This window comes from Accumulibacter sp. (assembly GCF_023806625.1).
Classification (GTDB): domain Bacteria; phylum Pseudomonadota; class Gammaproteobacteria; order Burkholderiales; family Rhodocyclaceae; genus Accumulibacter.
Genome location: NZ_JAMTDX010000081.1, coordinates 19,926 through 37,517 on the forward strand (window position 1 = coordinate 19,926; position 17,592 = coordinate 37,517).

Annotated in this window: 16 protein-coding genes and 1 other RNA gene; all 17 read left to right on the forward strand. The window is 66.6% G+C overall.

What is annotated here, in order from left to right:
* The first annotated feature begins 6 nt into the window (after positions 1 to 6).
* Positions 7 to 855, forward strand: coding sequence for a 16S rRNA (cytidine(1402)-2'-O)-methyltransferase (rsmI, locus tag NFW05_RS13220; protein ID WP_295307618.1), 849 nt, complete (start codon positions 7 to 9; stop codon positions 853 to 855).
* A gap of 128 nt (positions 856 to 983) precedes the next feature.
* Complete coding sequence (pyrC, locus tag NFW05_RS13225; RefSeq protein ID WP_295307621.1) at positions 984 to 2,018, forward strand: dihydroorotase; 1,035 nt, start codon at positions 984 to 986, stop codon at positions 2,016 to 2,018.
* A 104-nt stretch (positions 2,019 to 2,122) separates the two neighbouring features.
* Positions 2,123 to 2,575 carry a hypothetical protein gene (locus NFW05_RS13230; protein WP_295307624.1) on the forward strand — a complete coding sequence of 151 codons (453 nt, stop codon included), beginning with the start codon at positions 2,123 to 2,125 and terminating at the stop codon, positions 2,573 to 2,575.
* Positions 2,572 to 3,393 (forward strand): DUF3025 domain-containing protein, encoded by an 822-nt coding sequence (locus NFW05_RS13235; RefSeq protein WP_295307627.1) that lies wholly within the window; start codon positions 2,572 to 2,574, stop codon positions 3,391 to 3,393. Before NFW05_RS13230 ends, NFW05_RS13235 begins: the two co-directional genes overlap by 4 nt.
* Before the next feature lie 100 nt (positions 3,394 to 3,493).
* Positions 3,494 to 3,863: RNase P RNA component class A (gene rnpB, locus NFW05_RS13240), an RNA gene on the forward strand.
* Between the two features lie 343 nt (positions 3,864 to 4,206).
* Positions 4,207 to 4,653, forward strand: a complete 447-nt coding sequence (mraZ, locus tag NFW05_RS13245) for a division/cell wall cluster transcriptional repressor MraZ (RefSeq protein ID WP_295307630.1) — start codon at positions 4,207 to 4,209, stop codon at positions 4,651 to 4,653.
* Positions 4,650 to 5,600 (forward strand): 16S rRNA (cytosine(1402)-N(4))-methyltransferase RsmH, encoded by a 951-nt coding sequence (gene rsmH, locus NFW05_RS13250; protein WP_295307633.1) that lies wholly within the window; start codon positions 4,650 to 4,652, stop codon positions 5,598 to 5,600. Before mraZ ends, rsmH begins: the two co-directional genes overlap by 4 nt.
* Position 5,601: 1 nt before the next feature.
* Entirely contained in the window at positions 5,602 to 5,880 is a 279-nt protein-coding gene (ftsL, locus tag NFW05_RS13255) for a cell division protein FtsL (RefSeq protein WP_295307636.1), read from the forward strand.
* A complete protein-coding gene (locus NFW05_RS13260; RefSeq protein WP_295307639.1) occupies positions 5,877 to 7,637 on the forward strand; it encodes a penicillin-binding protein 2 in 1,761 nt (586 codons plus the stop codon). Before ftsL ends, NFW05_RS13260 begins: the two co-directional genes overlap by 4 nt.
* Positions 7,637 to 9,139: a UDP-N-acetylmuramoyl-L-alanyl-D-glutamate--2,6-diaminopimelate ligase gene (locus tag NFW05_RS13265; protein WP_295307641.1), complete on the forward strand. Its 1,503-nt coding sequence runs from the start codon at positions 7,637 to 7,639 to the stop codon at positions 9,137 to 9,139. The genes NFW05_RS13260 and NFW05_RS13265 overlap by 1 nt, the downstream gene beginning before the upstream one ends.
* On the forward strand, positions 9,136 to 10,521 hold the full coding sequence (gene murF, locus NFW05_RS13270) for a UDP-N-acetylmuramoyl-tripeptide--D-alanyl-D-alanine ligase (protein WP_295307644.1): 1,386 nt from the start codon (positions 9,136 to 9,138) through the stop codon (positions 10,519 to 10,521). Before NFW05_RS13265 ends, murF begins: the two co-directional genes overlap by 4 nt.
* Entirely contained in the window at positions 10,521 to 11,609 is a 1,089-nt protein-coding gene (gene mraY, locus NFW05_RS13275; protein WP_295307646.1) for a phospho-N-acetylmuramoyl-pentapeptide-transferase, read from the forward strand. Before murF ends, mraY begins: the two co-directional genes overlap by 1 nt.
* Position 11,610: 1 nt before the next feature.
* Positions 11,611 to 12,972, forward strand: a complete 1,362-nt coding sequence (gene murD, locus NFW05_RS13280) for a UDP-N-acetylmuramoyl-L-alanine--D-glutamate ligase (RefSeq protein WP_295307649.1) — start codon at positions 11,611 to 11,613, stop codon at positions 12,970 to 12,972.
* Positions 12,972 to 14,132 carry a putative lipid II flippase FtsW gene (ftsW, locus tag NFW05_RS13285; protein WP_295307652.1) on the forward strand — a complete coding sequence of 387 codons (1,161 nt, stop codon included), beginning with the start codon at positions 12,972 to 12,974 and terminating at the stop codon, positions 14,130 to 14,132. Before murD ends, ftsW begins: the two co-directional genes overlap by 1 nt.
* Positions 14,133 to 14,205: 73 nt before the next feature.
* Positions 14,206 to 15,261 (forward strand): undecaprenyldiphospho-muramoylpentapeptide beta-N-acetylglucosaminyltransferase, encoded by a 1,056-nt coding sequence (murG, locus tag NFW05_RS13290; RefSeq protein WP_295307803.1) that lies wholly within the window; start codon positions 14,206 to 14,208, stop codon positions 15,259 to 15,261.
* Positions 15,258 to 16,658, forward strand: a complete 1,401-nt coding sequence (gene murC / locus NFW05_RS13295; RefSeq protein ID WP_295307655.1) for a UDP-N-acetylmuramate--L-alanine ligase — start codon at positions 15,258 to 15,260, stop codon at positions 16,656 to 16,658. The genes murG and murC overlap by 4 nt, the downstream gene beginning before the upstream one ends.
* Positions 16,655 to 17,590, forward strand: a complete 936-nt coding sequence (locus tag NFW05_RS13300) for a D-alanine--D-alanine ligase (protein ID WP_295307658.1) — start codon at positions 16,655 to 16,657, stop codon at positions 17,588 to 17,590. Before murC ends, NFW05_RS13300 begins: the two co-directional genes overlap by 4 nt.
* Positions 17,591 to 17,592: the final 2 nt, after the last annotated feature.

Consider the following 17,592-nt stretch of genomic DNA (forward strand, 5'->3'; position numbering starts at 1 on the left):
CCATCCATGACGGACGAATCACCCGCATTATACGTCGTTGCCACGCCACTCGGTCATCTCGGCGACCTGACCCAGCGTGCGATCGAAGTGCTCAGGCGCGTCGCCTGGGTGGCCGCGGAGGACACCCGTCACAGCGCGCCGCTGCTTCGTCATTGCGCTGCAAGCGCCCGACTGCTGCCCGCTCATGAGCACAACGAAGAGAGCGCGGCGCAACAGATCGTGGCCAGACTCGCTGGCGGCGAGTCGGTGGCCCTGGTGGTCGACGCCGGGACGCCGGGGATCTCGGACCCTGGCGCACGCGTCGTCAGCAGAGTGCGCGCCGCGGGCTACCGGGTCGTCCCGGTTCCTGGCCCCTGTGCAGCGGTGGTCGCGCTCTCCGCAGCGGGAGTCGACGCGAGGCACGTTCTCTTCTACGGGTTTCTGCCAAGCAAGGCCACGCAACGCGCGAACGCCCTGCGCGGACTCGTCCGGCTACCCTACACGCTGGTCTTCTACGAGGCGCCGCACCGACTGCTGGCGACGGTCGATGCTCTCGCTGAAGCTTTCGGGCCGGCACGTACACTGGTCGTGGCCCGGGAATTGACCAAGGTGTTCGAACAGATCCACAGCTGCCGCATCGGCGAAGCCAGGGCATGGCTGCTCGCTGACGCGAATCGCCAGCGCGGCGAGTTCGTGCTGATCGTTTCTGCAGCCGAGGCGACGATCGAGGATGCCGCAGGTGAAAGGGTGTTGAAACTGCTGCTCGGCGAGGGCCTGCCCCTGACTCGCGCCGTTCGTCTGGCACACGAGATCACCGGCGTGGCCAGGGGAACGCTTTATGCGACAGCCTTGCGCTGGCAGGAGAACGGCCCGTAGCTGCCCGGGCAGGACGGCTCGCGCGTGGCCCGTCCTTGCGGGCGGGAGTGGCGCTTCCGAACCGTCCGCCGATCCATTCTGCCGGCAAATCATCTAGAATTTCGGCATCCCCGCGGACCTCGAGACAGATGCAGATCACGCTTACCCGGCCCGATGACTGGCACGTCCATCTGCGCGATGGCCAGGCTCTGGCGACGACCGTGCCGCACACCGCACGCCAGTTCGCTCGCGCCATCGTCATGCCAAACCTGCGCCCGCCGGTGACCACCGTAGCGTTGGCTGCCGAATACCGCGCCCGCATCGTTGCGCATCTACCCAGGGACACTCGCTTCGAGGCTCTGATGACCCTCTATCTGACCGACGGCACACCGCCTGAAGAAATCCGGCGCGCGGCCGACAGCGGGTTCGTCCATGCCGTCAAGCTCTATCCGGCCGGAGCGACGACCCATTCGGATGCCGGGGTCACCGATCTGCAGCGATGTGCAGCCACCCTGGACGCGATGGCCGAACTTGGCGTCCCGCTCCTCGTCCATGGCGAGGTCACCGATCCCGAGGTTGACGTCTTTGACCGGGAGAGTGTGTTCATCGAGCGGATCCTGCAGCCATTGCTCTCCCGGCACCCAGGCCTGAGGGTCGTTCTCGAGCACATCACGACCAGCGACGCGGTCGATTTCGTCGCCGCTTGCGGCCCGGAAGTGGCCGCCACGATCACCGCCCACCACCTGCTGTACAACCGCAATGCCATCTTCGCCGGCGGGGTCCGCGCGCACTACTACTGCCTGCCGGTACTCAAGCGTGAAAGCCACCGGCGAGCGCTTCTGCGAGCGGCGAGTTCCGGTAGTCCGAAGTTCTTTCTGGGCACCGACTCGGCCCCACATGCGCGGAAGACCAAGGAAGCGGCCTGCGGCTGCGCAGGATGCTATACGGCTTACGCCGCCCTCGAACTGTACGCCGAGGCATTCGCCTCGGTCACCGCACTCGACCGCCTCGAAGCCTTCGCCAGCTTCCACGGTGCCGATTTCTATCGTTTGCCGAGGAACACCGATCAGGTGACGATCGAACGAAGCGACTGGCAGGCGCCGGAAAGCTACGACTACCTGGCAACCGAAAGTCTGGTGCCGCTGCGTGCAGGTGAGTGGCTGCGCTGGAAGATGCTCGGGTGAGCGTCGCCCGGAACTCCCGCCGGCAAGGCAGGCACGGTGCGGCCGACCGGTCGACAGGGCAGGCGGTCGGCCGCGACGGCGCGGGCCGGCCGACGGACAGGCGATTGCCGCTGGGCTCCGCTTGGTCGGTGATCCTCGTACTGCTGCTCGCCGCCTGCTCGGACCACCGTGCAGCCTTCGAGATCGAAGGGTCGGCCCAGCATTCGCTGACCCTGATTCGCGTGCAGACCTTTCCCTGGGAGAAGACCGCGCGCTATTCGCTCGTCGCCGCACGCCTTCCCGAATGCCAGAGACGACACGACCTCGGTGCCGGCGGTGCGGACAGCAGAGTCGAGGTGTACTCCCCGGGGAACGATGCCTGGATCCTCAGGCAGGGCAAGCGTATGTACGTCGTCGAAACGCGCACCTGCGAGGGTTTCGCCAGGCTCGAGGCCGAGCCCGAAGGTGGAACTGGCGCCCTCCAGGGAAGCTTCCAGATGCGCGGAGGCCAGTTCGTCTTCGTTTCGACGCCGAAGGCGGCAGAGGGCGCTCCACCGGAAACCCCTGCTGGACGGTGAACTCCGGCGACGCCCTCGCGTGCAGTGGACTCTTCGAGCCGATCAGGCCGCTGCTCAAAGAGATCGGTCCTCAGCCCGACGAGCTGATCCTCAATGCCCTGAGTTCAGCTCGCGGCATAGGTACTGGCAGCGGCCAGCCGGTCCGCTTCCGGCCTCCACGGCCCGACGGACTGGAGTATGAGCAGCGGATCTGGTTGCACGGTGAGGTGGCGACTCGCCCGGGAAACCCGCACGACCTGTTCAACGCGCTGGTCTGGCTGACTTTCCCGCTGACCAAGGCGGCCCTGAACGCCCGACACGTTCGCGCTGTGCCGGGCCGGAATGCTGCTCGCGGCCGCGAGCGCGACGCGATGACCCACTTCGACGAATGTGGTGTGATCGTCGTCTCGGCCGAACGTGGACTGCTCGAACTGATGCGCAGCTTCCAATGGAAAAGCCTGTTCTGGGAGCGACGAGACGACCTCCGGCGGCAACTGCGCTGCTTCGTCGTCGGCCACGCCCTCTACGAGCAACTCCAGCGCCCCTTTCGCGGGCTGACTGGCAAAGCCATCCTGTACGGCGAGGAAGAAGCGTGGCTCGAACGGCCGTTGGCCGCACAGGTCGCCGCCGTCGACCGCCGGCTTGCCGACCAACTTGCTGCTGGTGCGCACGGGGATCCGCGGCACTTTCAGCCGCTGCCGCTGCTCGGCCTTCCGGGAGTCACGCCGGAAAGCGAGAGCCCCGCGTACTACGACGATCCCTGGCAGTTCCGGGCAGGCCGCCGGCAGCCGACGTTTCCGGAGCCCGGTCGACAGCCCACCGCGCGATCCGGCGGCTGACCCGTTGGCCAGCAAGAAAGTGGCGGCGAGCAACCGGCTTGGCGTGGCGCCGGGTCGGACCAGGTGCACCGATCGTCGATTGAGTGGATAATCACGTCGGGAAGTCGGCCAGGCAGCCGCTGGGCAAGAAGGGGAAGACCCTTGGCGCCGAGAGGAAAGTCCGGGCTCCACAGAGCGGGATGCCGGCTAACGGCCGGGCACCGTGAGGTGACGGAAAGTGCAACAGAAAGCAAACCGCCGATGTCCTCGCCAAGGCGCAGGGCAGGCAAGGGTGAAACGGCGAGGTAAGAGCTCACCGCGGACGTGGTAACACGGCCGGCACGGCAAACCCCATCCGGAGCAAGGCCAAATAGGGAAGCACGGGCGTGGCTCGCGCTGCTTCCGGGTAGGCCGCTCGAGCGTGCTGGTAACAGCACGCCTAGAGGAATGGCTGTCCACGACAGAACCCGGCTTATCGGCCGGCTTCCCATCTTCATCGTCCGGCCAGCGCCGGCGTCTCCCTTTTTCCCTCGCTTTCCGATCGCCCGGCGACGCTGACCCGAGCAATTCGGGTGCCGCCAGCGTTTCCCTCCTGGCCGCTTGGGGGCCATTCTTTAGAACTCACTTTAACTAACCCGGGATCTGCGTTGTTTTATTGCGGGGATTGGCTCTTGAACGGTCTTCAGCAAGCACTCATAAGTGCTTGTCGTCATTGAGAAAACGAGTCGTGAACCTCTTGCCTTGACCGTTTCTTTGTCTTAAAGTGGGAATTCGTGGCGAATTGTGGGAGTCATGGCCCATCCATGGCTCAAGAGCAGGGAGAGAGCGGGCAGGATGTTTCAGGGTGCAGCAGCGTTGAGTCTTGATGCCAAGGGGAGGCTGGCCATTCCGGCCAGGCATCGAGAAGCGCTCGTCTCTGCCGCCGACGGGCGACTCGTCCTGACGGCCCATCCACACCGTTGCCTGCTCCTGTATCCGGAACCGGCCTGGGCCCCGATTCGCGACCGGGTGCTCGCGGCTTCGAGTCTCAACCTCCAGTCTGCAGCGATCAAGCGCCTGCTCGTCGGCAACGCTCGCGAAGAAGCGATGGACACTGCCGGCCGTGTGCTGATCGCCGCCGAGTTGCGTCAGTTCGCGCAGCTGGACAAGCAGGTCTGGCTGGTCGGCCAGGGAAGCCACTTCGAAATCTGGTCCGACGCCGGCTGGCAGAAGCAGCAGGAAGCAGTCTTCGCCCTTGGCGACCAGTTCCTGCCCCCAGACCTCGAAGACCTCGCGCTGTGACCGGGACCGGCGAACATCAGCCCGTGCTGCTGCGGGAGGCGGTCGACGCTCTGCAGGTCAAGGCGGAAGGAACCTACGTCGACGGCACTTTCGGCCGCGGTGGGCACGCACGAGCGGTTCTCGAAAGGCTTGGACCCGCGGGTCGGCTGCTCGCCGTCGACTGTGACCCACAGGCGGTGGCGATCGGCCGGGAAATCGCTGACCGACGACTGGTCGTCATGCACCATCGCTTCGGCGATCTGACCGGCGCGCTGAAGCTGGCCGGAATCGAGGTTGAGGAAAGCGTCGATGGCGTCCTGCTCGACGTCGGCGTTTCATCGCCCCAGCTGGACGACGCGCGGCGAGGGTTCAGCTTCCGCTACGACGCGCCACTCGACATGCGGATGGACACGACGCAGGGAGAGACGGCTGCCGAGTGGCTGCGCCGCGCCAGTGTGCGGGAGATCGCTGAGGTCATCAGGAGGTACGGTGAAGAACGGTTTGCTGTCCAGATTGCAGAGAAGGTTGTGGCTGCTCGGCGAGAGCAGCCGCTGGCCACCACGGGGCAACTCGCAGCCCTTGTACGCGCGGCCGTGCGGACCCGCGAGCCCGGCCAGGATGCGGCGACGCGTACCTTTCAGGCTCTACGGATTCATATCAATCAGGAACTCGAGCAACTCGCGCTAGTGTTGCCTCAGGCGATGACCGTACTCAAGCAGGGAGGCCGTCTGGTGGTGATCAGTTTCCATTCCCTCGAGGACCGCATCGTCAAGCACTTTCTGCGCAGCGAGGCGATGCCTGATCAGGCGTCGCGCCGACTGCCGTTGCGCGCCGCAGATCTTCCGCGCGCCCGACTGCGACTCGTCGGCAAACCGGCTCGAGCGAGCGCGGCCGAGGTGGCCGCCAATCCGCGCGCGCGCAGTGCGCTGATGCGCGTCGCCGAGAAGACCGTTCCGATGGCGGCCTGAGATGGTCCGTCTGAATGTCTTCCTGCTGCTCGCCGTGGTCGCCTGCAGCCTTGGCGTGGTCACCTCGCAACACAAGGCGCGCAAGGTCTTCCAGGCACTCGAGGCAGAACAGGAGCGGGCCCGCCAGCTCGAAATCGAATATGGACAGCTCCAGCTCGAGCTCTCGACCTGGGGAACCGCGCCGCGCATCGAGAAGATCGCGCGCGAGCGATTGAAGATGAGTACGCCGGACACTGCGCGGGTGGTCTCTGCGACTCCGGCAGGAGGACCTTCGCGATGATGCGATTCAAGGGAAAGGTGGCGCACCGGTTTGCTGAAAGCCCTTTGCTGCGGCTGAGTCTGCCACCGTGGCGCTCGCGCCTGCTCGCGCTGATGACTCTCGGGGCCTTTACCGTCCTGATCGGCCGCGCCTTCTATCTCCAGGTGCTGAACAACGACTTCCTTCAGGAGAAGGGCGAGTCGCGTTACCGGAGGGACATCGAGATCAGCGCCTCGCGCGGGCGGATCGCTGATCGTCACGGCGATGTCCTGGCCATCTCCACGCCGATGAAGTCCGTCTGGGCGATCCCCTCCGCGGCCTCGCTGACCCCCGAGCAGACGAGGCAGCTGGCCGCGCTTCTCGAAACCGACGTCCGGCATCTGACCGCCAAGCTCAATTCGGAGAGGACCTTCGTCTTCCTCGGGCGGCAGATCCCGCCGCCGGTCGCCGACCAGGTGGCCGCGCTCAAGCTGCCGGGAATCGGCCTGGACAAGGAATACCGCCGCTTCTACCCGACCGGCGAGATGACCGCGCACATGGTCGGCTTCACCGGCGTTGACGACAAAGGGCTCGAGGGAGTCGAACTCGCGTTTCACTCGCAGCTGCTCGGACAACCCGGAAGTCGCAGCGTGATCAAGGACCGCCGCGGTCAGATCGTCGAGGACGTCGGATCGACGAAGCCGCCACAGGATGGTCAGGACATCCGTCTGGCCCTCGACTCGAAGATCCAGTACCTCGCCTACAGCCACCTCAAGCAGGCCGTCGCCGAAAACGAAGCCAAGGCCGGCGGCGTCGTCGTGCTCGACGTCAGGACCGGTGAAGTGATCGCGCTGGCCAACTGGCCGACCTACAACCCGAACAACCGCGAGACTCTCTCGGGTGCACAACTGCGGAACCGGGCGGTGACCGACACCTTCGAGCCCGGATCGACGCTCAAGCCGTTCACCATCGCGCTGGGCCTCGAGAGCGGCAAGGTGCGCCCGGACACGATCATCAACTGCGCACCGGGACGTCTGACGATCGGCAACGCGACGATCTCCGACGCGCACCCGCACGGCGCCCTGAGCGTCGCCGAAGTCATCCAGAAGTCGTCCAACGTCGGCTCGGCGAAGATCGCCGCGATGCTCCCAGCGCAGAAGATGTGGGAGATGTTCAACGACGTCGGTTTCGGACAACAGCCCCGGCTCGGCTTCCCCGGTGAGGTCACCGGGCGCGTCCGACCGTGGAAGAACTGGCGCCCGATCGAACAGGCGACCATGGCCTATGGCCACGGGATTTCCGTGTCGCTGATCCAGCTCGCCCGCGCCTACTCGGTCTTTGCTCGCGATGGCGATCTCCCGCCGCTCTCGCTGACCCGCCTGGACTCGTCCGCACCAGCCGGCCAACAGGTGTTCAGCGCCAAGACCGCACGCAGCGTCCGAGCGATGCTCGAGATGGCCGTTCAGCCCGGAGGCACGGCGCCCAAGGCGCAGATCCCCGGCTACCGGGTGGCCGGCAAGACGGGCACGGCGTACAAGCTGGAAGGGCGTCACTACGCGAAGAAGTACATCTCCTCCTTCGTCGGATTTGCCCCGGCCTCTGACCCCCGGCTAATCGTCGCGGTCATGATCGACGAGCCGAGCGCCGGAAAACATTATGGCGGCGAAGTCGCGGCACCGGTCTTTGCCTCGATCATGAGCAGTTCCCTGCGCACGCTGGGCATTGCCCCGGACGCCCCGCTGCAGGTTGCACAGAGCCCGGCCGCCGCGAAGCCGCCGGCGGCCAAGGCCCGGCTCTGATGACCCGGACGACGGTCCTGGATCAGGCTGCCGGAGTCGCGCTGCAGCGACTGGCGGCGCTCGGTGTGACGCCTGCCGGCGTCACCGACGACAGCCGCAAGGTTGCCGCCGGCGACCTTTTCCTCGCCTGCCCGGGAAACCTCGTCGACGGCCGCCAGCACATCGACGAAGCGATCGCCCGGGGCGCGGTGGCAGTCTTCTGGGAGCAGGTCGATGGAACGGCAGGCGAAGGTCTCGCCGGGGATGACTGGCCGGTCGCCAGTCTCCCGATCAGCGGTCTGCGCGCCCTGCGCGGCCCGCTCGCGCACGCCGTTTACGGGTATCCAAGCGAACGGCTGTCGGTCGTTGCGGTCACCGGCACCAATGGCAAGACCAGCGCCACGCAATGGATCGCCGCCACCCACCCACGGCGGTGCGCGGTGATCGGCACGCTCGGTGCGGGCTTTCCGTCGACGATGGCCGAAACCGGTTTCACGACTCCGGAAGCCACAGCGCTGATGCGCCTGCTTGCCAACCTCGCCGGGCAGCAGGCGCAGGCCTGCGCGATCGAGGCCAGCTCGATCGGCATCGCCGAGGGCAGACTCGACGGGACGCGGGTCGACGTCGCGGTGTTCACCAATCTCTCCCGCGATCATCTGGACTACCACGGCGACATGGCGGCTTATGCTGCGGCGAAGGCGAGACTGTTTGCCTGGCCGCGGCTGCGCCTCGCGGTCATCAACCTCGACGATCCCTTCGGGCGCCAGCTTGCCGCGCAGAGCACGGCGAGCAAGATCATCGGCTACACACAACGCGACGAGCCCGACAACCGGCAAGGCACTGTCCGTGCCGAGGCCGTCGAGGAAGCGATCGACGGCCTGCGCTTTTGCCTCTGTACGCCAAACGGGCGCGCGTCGGTCGAGACGGGACTGCTTGGTCGCTACAACGTCTCCAACCTGCTCGCGGTCGCTGCCGTACTCCTCGACGCCGGGCTGAAGCCGCAGGACATCGCCGAGCGTTTCGCGCTGCTCGCCTCGCCAGCCGGCCGGCTCGAAAAGATCGGCGGCGACAACGAGCCGCTGGTGGTGATCGACTATGCGCACAGTCCGGACGCCCTGGAGAACGCGCTGAACGCCCTGCGTCCGGTCGCCGGCGCGCGGGGTGCTGGGCTCTGCGTCGTCTTTGGCTGTGGTGGCGACCGTGACCGCGGCAAACGGGCGCTGATGGGCGAAATCGCCAGCCGCTGCGCCGACCGCGTCGTACTGACCAGTGACAACCCGCGCAGCGAGGACCCGACAGCCATCATCGTCGAGATCGCCGCAGGCGCCCCATGCGCAGAAGTGGTCGTCGACCGGCGGGAAGCGATCAGGCGAACGCTGCTCACCGCACATCCGGCCGATGTCGTCCTGATCGCCGGGAAAGGGCACGAGGCGTACCAGGAGATCTCGGGGGTACGCCACGCCTTTTCCGACGCCGCCGAAGTACGCGCGGCTCTGGTGACCCGGCACGAGGTAGTGGAATGACCATCACCATGGATCTGTTCAGCGCGGCACGAGCTACTGCCGGCCAGCTGCTCGGCGAGAACGTGAGCTTCTGCGGCGTGTCCACCGACAGCCGGAGCATCGCTGCAGGCGAGCTGTTCGTCGCGCTCACCGGCGAACGCTTCGACGGGCACGACTATGTCGGCGCTGCCCGCGAGCGCGGGGCCGCTGCGGCCGTCGTCGAAGCGACGCTTCGCCGAACAGTCGTGCAGCCCGACCTGTCGTTGCTCGTCGTCGCCGACACGAAGCTATCGCTCGGAGCGCTGGCCGCCGACTGGCGCAGCCGTTTCGACCTGCCGCTGATCGCCATCACCGGCAGCAACGGCAAGACGACGACCAAGGAGATGATCGCCAGCATCCTGCGTATCGCGTTCGGCGAGAACGTGCTGGCCACGCGCGGCAACTACAACAACGACATCGGCCTGCCGCTGACACTGCTGCGGCTGGCCGACGGCGATGCTGCCGCAGTCGTCGAAATGGGCATGAATCGTCCTGGAGAGATCGCCTACCTCTCCGGAATCGCGCGCCCCAGCGTCGCGGTGATCACCAATGCACAACGCGCGCACCTCGCCGGAATGGGCACGCTCGAGGCGATCGCCGTCGAGAAGGGGACCATCTACACCGGACTCGACGAGAACGGGACGGCCGTCTTCTGCGCCGACGATCCGTGGGCGGAGATCTGGCGCGAGCAGTGTGCTGGCCTCAGGGTGATGACCTTCGCCTTCGACCGGCCGGCCGACGTCCATGGCAGGGCGCACACGCATGGCCTCGAGAGTCGGCTCGAAATCACCACGCCAGCCGGGCAGACCGAGGTTCTTCTCGCCCTGCCCGGCGCGCACAACGCGCGCAACGCACTGGCCGCGGCTGCGGCCTGCCTGGCTGCCGGTGCCTCGCTGGAAGCGGTGAGCGCCGGGCTCGGCCGCTTCCGGGGCATCAAGGGCCGCTTGCAGCGGCGCGCCGCCCTGCACGGGGCAGTGCTGCTCGACGACACCTACAATGCCAACCCCGATTCCGTGCGGGCCGGGATCGATGTCCTGGCTGCGACGATCGGCCGGAAGATCCTCGTTCTCGGCGACATGGGCGAGATCGGCGAGATGAGCGGCCAGTTCCATGACGAGATTGGTGGCTACGCGAAGAGCCAGGGAATCGACCGCCTATTCACGCTCGGCGAGGCGAGTGCCATCGCCGCCCACAATTTCGGTACGGGTGGCGAGCACTTCACCGACGTCGAGCAGCTGACTTCCGTCGTCGCGGCTCAGCTGGCAGCAGGCACGACGGTGCTCGTCAAGGGATCGCGTTTCATGCGTATGGAGCGCGTCGCCGATGCACTGAGCCTGCCGGAAGCAGCCGGGGAGGGCGTGTAATGCTGCTGTTGCTCGCCCAATGGCTGGCCCAGGACGTTCGTGCGTTCAACGTGTTCGGTTACATCACCCTGCGCACCGTCCTTGCCGCGATGACCGCGCTGGTCATTTCGTTCATCGCCGGACCAAGGTTGATCCGTTGGCTGGCCGCGAAGAAGATCGGTCAGGCGGTGCGCAACGACGGCCCCGAAACGCATCTGCTGAAGTCCGGAACGCCAACGATGGGCGGCGCGCTGATCCTCATCGCGATCACCATCACGACGCTGCTCTGGGGCGACCTCAGCAATCGCTACGTCTGGGTCGTCCTCGTCGTGACCATCGGCTTCGGCGGGATCGGCTGGTACGATGACTGGCAAAAGGTGGTCCATCGCAACCCGCGCGGCCTCCCGGCGCGCTGGAAGTACTTCTGGCAGTCGCTGCTCGGCCTCGCCGTGGCCATTTATCTGGGCCTGACGGCCAACGTGCCCGCCCAGCTCGAGCTGATCGTCCCCTTCTTCAAGAGCATTGCCTATCCGCTCGGGGTGATCGGATTCATCGTTCTGAGCTATCTCGTCGTCGTCGGCACGAGCAACGCGGTCAACCTCACCGACGGCCTCGACGGACTGGCGATCATGCCCACCGTCATGATCGCTGCGGCGCTGGCCATCTTTGCCTATGTCGCCGGCCACGCCGTCTACGCGCGATACCTGCTGATCCCGTACATCCCCGGCGCCGGAGAACTGGCGATACTGCTCGGAGCGATGGCCGGCGCGGGGCTCGGCTTCCTCTGGTTCAACGCGTATCCCGCCGAAGTGTTCATGGGCGACGTGGGGGCGCTAGCCCTTGGCGCGGCGCTCGGCACCGTGGCGATCATCGTTCGTCAGGAGATCGTCCTGGCGATCATGGGCGGCATCTTCGTCGCCGAAACGCTCTCGGTCGCCGCGCAGGTGCTCTACTACAAGCTGACGCACGGTCGACGGATCTTCCGCATGGCGCCTCTGCACCATCACTTCGAGCTCGGCGGCTGGAAGGAAACCCAGGTCGTCGTACGCTTCTGGATCATCACGATCATGCTCGTGCTGGTCGGTCTATCCACGCTCAAGCTGCGCTGACGTGGATCTTCAGGGCAAACTCGCGCTCGTCCTCGGCCTCGGCCAGAGCGGACTGGCCATGGCCAGATGGCTGTCCCGCCAGGGAGCCCGTGTGCGCGTCGCCGACAGCCGCGAGCAGGCACCCCGGCTCGCCGCGCTGCGCGAGACGGTACCCTCGGCGGCGATCGCCACGGGTGGCCTCACCCTTTCGGCTTTCGCCGGGGTCGATCTGATCGCCGTGTCGCCCGGGGTGTCGATCCATCACCCGCTGGTCCAGGACGCTCTAACTCACGGGATTCCGGTGGTTTCCGAGATCGAGCTTTTCGCCCGGGCGCTGCGCGAGCTCGCGCCGCAGACACCGGTACTGGCAATCACTGGCAGCAACGGCAAGACGACGACGACCGCGCTGACCGGCTCGCTCTGCTGCGCGGCCGGGAAAAACGCTGCGCTGGCCGGCAACATCAGCCCGGCGGCACTCGACGCGCTGATGGCCGCGATCGACCGCCGCGAAATGCCCGAAGTCTGGGTCCTCGAACTGTCGAGTTTCCAGCTCGAGGCGACATACACGCTGAACGCCACCGCGGCAACCCTGCTCAACATCAGCGAGGACCACCTCGACCGGCACGCCGGTCTCGACGCCTACACCGTGGTCAAGGCGCGCATCTTCGCCGGCGACGGGGTGATGGTGCTCAACCGTGACGACCCACGCAGTCTGGGCTGCGCTCGGCCCGACCGAACAGTGGTCACTTTCGGGCTCAATCCGCCGCCCGGCCCCGCCGACTACGGGGTCGCCGACGGCTGGATCGCGCGCGGCAGCAAGCGGCTTCTGAGACTTGCCGACCTGCGCCTGGTCGGCCTGCACAACGCGGCCAACGCGCTGGCCGCGCTCGCTCTCTGCGAGACGATCGGCATCGAGCCGGAGTCGGTGGCGACCGCGCTGGCAGAATTTTCCGGACTTGCCCATCGTGTCGAGCAAGTCGCCGAAGTACGCGGCGTCAGCTACTTCGACGATTCGAAGGGCACGAACGTCGGCGCAACGCTGGCGGCGATCCAGGGGCTCGGGCGACCGCTGATGATCATCCTCGGGGGCGATGGCAAGGGCCAGGATTTTGCGCCGCTGCGCGCAGCGATCGCCGACCACGCGCGCGGGGTGGCGCTGATCGGGCGTGATGCCGGCCTGATCGCCGCGGCGATCGCGGACTCGCGCGTGCCGATGCGTTTCTGCGCGGACATGCGCGAAGCGGTGCACTGGTGCGCCGCCGAGGCGCGGCCGGGCGACGTCGTGCTGCTCTCGCCGGCCTGCGCAAGCATGGACATGTACCGCGATTACGCTCACCGGGCACAGGTCTTCGCCGAAGCGGTCAGAGAACTGGAGGCCGCCTGATGTTGCGCACGCTCGATACGCCCCGCCGCCTGCCGTCGGAAATCGATCTGGTCCTGCTCTGGAGCACGCTGATGCTCCTGTTCATCGGCCTCGTGATGGTCTACTCGGCGTCGATGGCGACCGCCGAAGCGGGTCGAATGACCGCCAATCAGCCAGCGTACTTTCTCGTCCGGCACGCGGCCTTTCTGGCGCTGTCGCTCGTCGCATCCGCCTTCGCCTTTCAGGTTCCCCTCGCCGTCTGGCAGCGCTGGTCGCCGTGGCTTTTCGTCGGCGGTCTGGTGCTCCTCGCGCTGGTGCTCGTCCCGGGAATCGGCCGCGAGGTCAATGGCGCGCGTCGCTGGCTCCCTCTCGGGGTTCTCAATCTGCAGCCTTCGGAACTGATGAAGCTTTTCGCGGTGCTCTACGCGGCCGACTATACGACGCGCAAGATGCCCCACATGCACGACCTCAAGAAGGCCTTTCTACCGCTCGCGGGCGCGATGGTCCTCGTCGGCATCCTGCTGCTCAAGGAGCCCGACTTCGGGGCTTTCGTGGTGATCATTTCAGTCGCCATGGGGATCCTCTTCCTCGGCGGCATGAGGGCGCGCCTCTTCGTCGTCCTGATCGTCGTCCTCGCGGTGGCCTTTGCCGCCCTGATCATCATTTCGCCCTATCGCCGCGACCGCATCTTCGGCTTCATGGATCCGTGGGCAGACGCCTTTGGACGAGGTTACCAGCTCTCCCATGCGCTGATCGCCTTCGGCCGTGGCGAACTGTTCGGCGTGGGACTCGGCGCCAGCGTCGAGAAACTATTCTACCTGCCCGAGGCGCACACCGACTTCCTGCTTGCGGTGATCGCCGAGGAACTCGGCTTTGCCGGCGTGCTGGTGGTGATCATCCTCTTCGGTCTGCTGATCCAGCGAACCTTTGCCATCGGCCGCCAGGCGGTGGCACTCGACCGCCTCTATTCGGCGCTGGTCGCTCAGGGGATAGCGCTCTGGCTGTCTGTCCAGAGCTTCATCAACATGGGCGTCAACATGGGCCTGCTGCCGACCAAGGGCCTGACCCTGCCGCTGATGAGCTTCGGCGGCTCAGGCATCCTGGCCAATTGTCTGGCGCTCGCAGTGCTCCTCAGAATCGACTGGGAGAATCGTCAGTTGATGCGCGGAGCCAAGCTGTGAGCGCACGGATCAGCCTATGGAGCAGGCCGACGCACTCGGCCAGCACGCGCCGTCGGGAGGGTGCTGGCCGATGATCAGGACCCTGCTGGTGATGGCCGGCGGCACCGGCGGCCACGTCTTCCCCGGACTGGCCGTTGCCGACCTGCTGCGCAGCCGCAACTGGCACGTCGTCTGGATGGGCGCACGCAGCGGCCTCGAAGCTCGGATCGTTCCACCGCATGGCTATGAAATGGCCTGGGTCCGCTTCGCCGCGCTGCGCGGCAAGGGCCTGTTGCGCAAGCTGCTGCTCCCCCTGCATCTCCTCTCGGCGTGCGCACAGGCATTATGCGCGATTCGCCGCGTTCGCCCCGACGTGGCGCTCGGCATGGGCGGCTACGTCAGCTTCCCGGGGGCGTTGATGGCCGTGCTTTGCGGCTGCCCGCTGATCATCCACGAGCAGAATTCGATCGCCGGTCTCGCCAACCGCGTCCTCGCCCGCTTCGCCCGGCGGGTGGCCAGCGGCTTTCCGGACGTCCTTCCCGATGCGCTCTGGGTGGGCAATCCGTTGCGCCCCGAAATGAGTAGCCTGCCGGCGCCGGCCGACCGCCTAGCTGGACGCAGCGGCCCGCTGAACCTTCTGGTCCTGGGAGGCAGCCAGGGGGCCGCCGCGCTCAACGAAGTCGTCCCGCGCGGGCTGGCGCTGATCGATGGCGCCGAACGCCCGCGGGTCCTTCATCAGGCCGGCACTCGGCATCTCGAGCGGCTGCGTGACGAGTACCAGGCTGCCGGAGTCGAAGCAGACTGTGTTGCGTTCATCGAAGACATGGCTGCTGCCTACGCCTGGGCCGATCTGGTGATCTGTCGCGCGGGCGCGCTGACCATCGCCGAACTGGCGGCTGTCGGCGTAGCCAGCGTCCTGGTTCCGTTCCCGTACGCCGTGGACGACCATCAGACGCGGAATGCGCGCTTCCTGTCCGAGGCAGGCGCCGCGATCCTGCTGCCCCAGGACCGCCTGACCCCGCAGGCCATCTGCGAGATCCAGCGTCTCGCGCGCGCCGAGCTCCTGCAGATGGCCCTCAGGGCGCGCGAGCTGGCCAGGCCCAAGGCGACCGGCGAACTCGCCCGGATTTGCGAGGAAGTCGCTCGATGAAGCACAAGGTCAAGGCGATCCATTTCGTGGGCATCGGTGGCGCCGGGATGAGCGGCATCGCCGAGGTTCTGGTCAACCTCGGCTATTCGGTAAGCGGCTCGGATCTCTCCGAGAACTCGGCGACGCGGCGGCTGTCGGCACTCGGTGTGCGCACCTTCATCGGACACGCCGCCGAGAACATCGCCGAGGCTGACGCCATGGTCGTCTCCTCGGCGGTCAGCTCGGACAACCCCGAGCTCATCGCCGCGCGCAGCCGCAGGATCCCGGTCGTTCCGCGAGCGCAGATGCTCGCCGAGTTGATGCGCCTCAAGCAGGGAATCGCGGTCGCCGGCACCCACGGCAAGACCACGACGACCAGCCTCGTCGCGTCGATCCTTGGCGAAGGCGGAATGGACCCGACCTTCGTCATCGGCGGCCGGCTCAACGCCGCCGGAGCCAACGCCCGCCTTGGGTCGGGCGACTTCCTGGTCGCCGAGGCCGACGAATCGGACGCTTCGTTCCTTTTCCTCTCGCCGGTGCTCTCGGTGGTCACGAACATCGACGCCGACCACATGGATACCTACGGTCACGACTTCAGCCGGCTCAAGCAGGCCTTCGTCGACTTCCTGCAGCGCCTGCCGTTCTACGGAGTCGCCGTGCTCTGCGCCGATGACTCCAACGTCCGTGAGATCATGCCGCTGGTCAGCAAGCAGATCGTCACTTACGGCTTCGATGCTTCGGCGAGCCTCTATGCCGACAAGGTTGAAGCGCAGGGCGGCCGGATGCGCTTCGACTGCGTACGGGTGAACGGCAGCGTCAGCCGCCTGCCGGTGACCCTGAACCTTCCCGGACGACACAACGTGCTCAATGCCCTGGCGGCGATCGCCGTGGCCAGCGAGCTCGGCGTAGCCGATTCGGCGATCGTCAGGGCTCTCGGCGAATTCAGGGGCGTCGGACGACGATTCCAGAGTTATGGCGAGGTGAGGCTCCCGAATGGCGGGCGAATCAGCCTGATCGACGATTACGGTCACCATCCCGCCGAGATGCGCGCCACGCTGGCCGCAGCCCGAGGAGCGTTTCCGGGACGCCGCTTGCTCCTGGCTTTCCAGCCACACCGCTACAGCCGCACGCGCGATTGCTTCGACGACTTCGTCAAGGTCCTGAGCACCGTCGATGCCCTCGTCCTCGGCGAGGTTTACCCGGCCGGCGAGCCGCCGATCGTGGCCGCCGACGGTCGATCGCTCGCGCGAGCCTTGCGCGTTGCCGGAAAGGTCGAGCCGATCTTCGTCGAAGCGGTCGACGATCTGCCGCAGGCGATACGCGATGCGGCCCGCGACGGCGACGTGGTGGTGACCATGGGCGCCGGCTCAATCGGCAGGATTCCTGCCAGACTGGTCGAGGAGGGGAAGGCGGCATGAACGTCGTGTCCCGGGGCGAATTCGGCAAGGTGGCGGTGCTCTTTGGCGGCCGTTCGGCCGAGCGTGAGGTGTCCCTGAGCAGCGGCTCGCGCGTGCTCGAGGCCCTGCTCCGCCAGGGAGTCGACGCGCACGCCTTCGATCCGGCTGAGCGCAGTCTCGACGCACTCGGTCGGTTCGACCGGGCATTCATCGCCCTGCACGGACGCCACGGCGAAGACGGAACGATCCAGGGCGTACTCGAACTGATGGGCATTCCGTACACCGGCAGCGGGGTGATGGCGTCGGCTCTGGGCATGGACAAGTGGCGGACCAAACTGCTCTGGCGGGCCGCCGGAGTAGCCGTGCCCGACTACGTGATGCTCGCCGCAGAGAGCGACTTCGCACGGGTCGAAGCGGAGCTTGGACTGCCGTTGTTCGTCAAGCCTGCCTGTGAAGGTTCATCGATCGGCATCACCAAGGTCAGTCGGCCCGGCGAACTCGCCTCGGCCTATGCTGCGGCCGCCCGATACGATTCGCTGGTCATTGCCGAGCGCGCGATACTCGGCGGCGAGTATACGGTGGCCATACTCGGCGAGCAGGCCCTGCCGATGATCAAGATCGAACCGGCCAGCGACTTCTATGATTACCAGGCCAAGTACCTGCGCGACGACACGGCCTACCTCTGTCCCTGCGGGCTTCCCGAGAGCCGCGAGCAGCAACTCCGACGGCAGGCCCTTGAGGCCTTCCGCATCCTTGGCGGAAGGGGTTGGGGACGCGTAGACCTGCTGCTCGACGTGCCCACTGATGAGGGCCCGGCGGCGGCGTACTTCCTCGAGGTGAATACCTCGCCGGGGATGACCGACCACTCGCTGGTCCCGATGGCCGCACGAGCCGCTGGCCTGACTTACGATGAACTGGTGCTGCAGGTCCTGGCACTTGCCACCCTCGGATGACG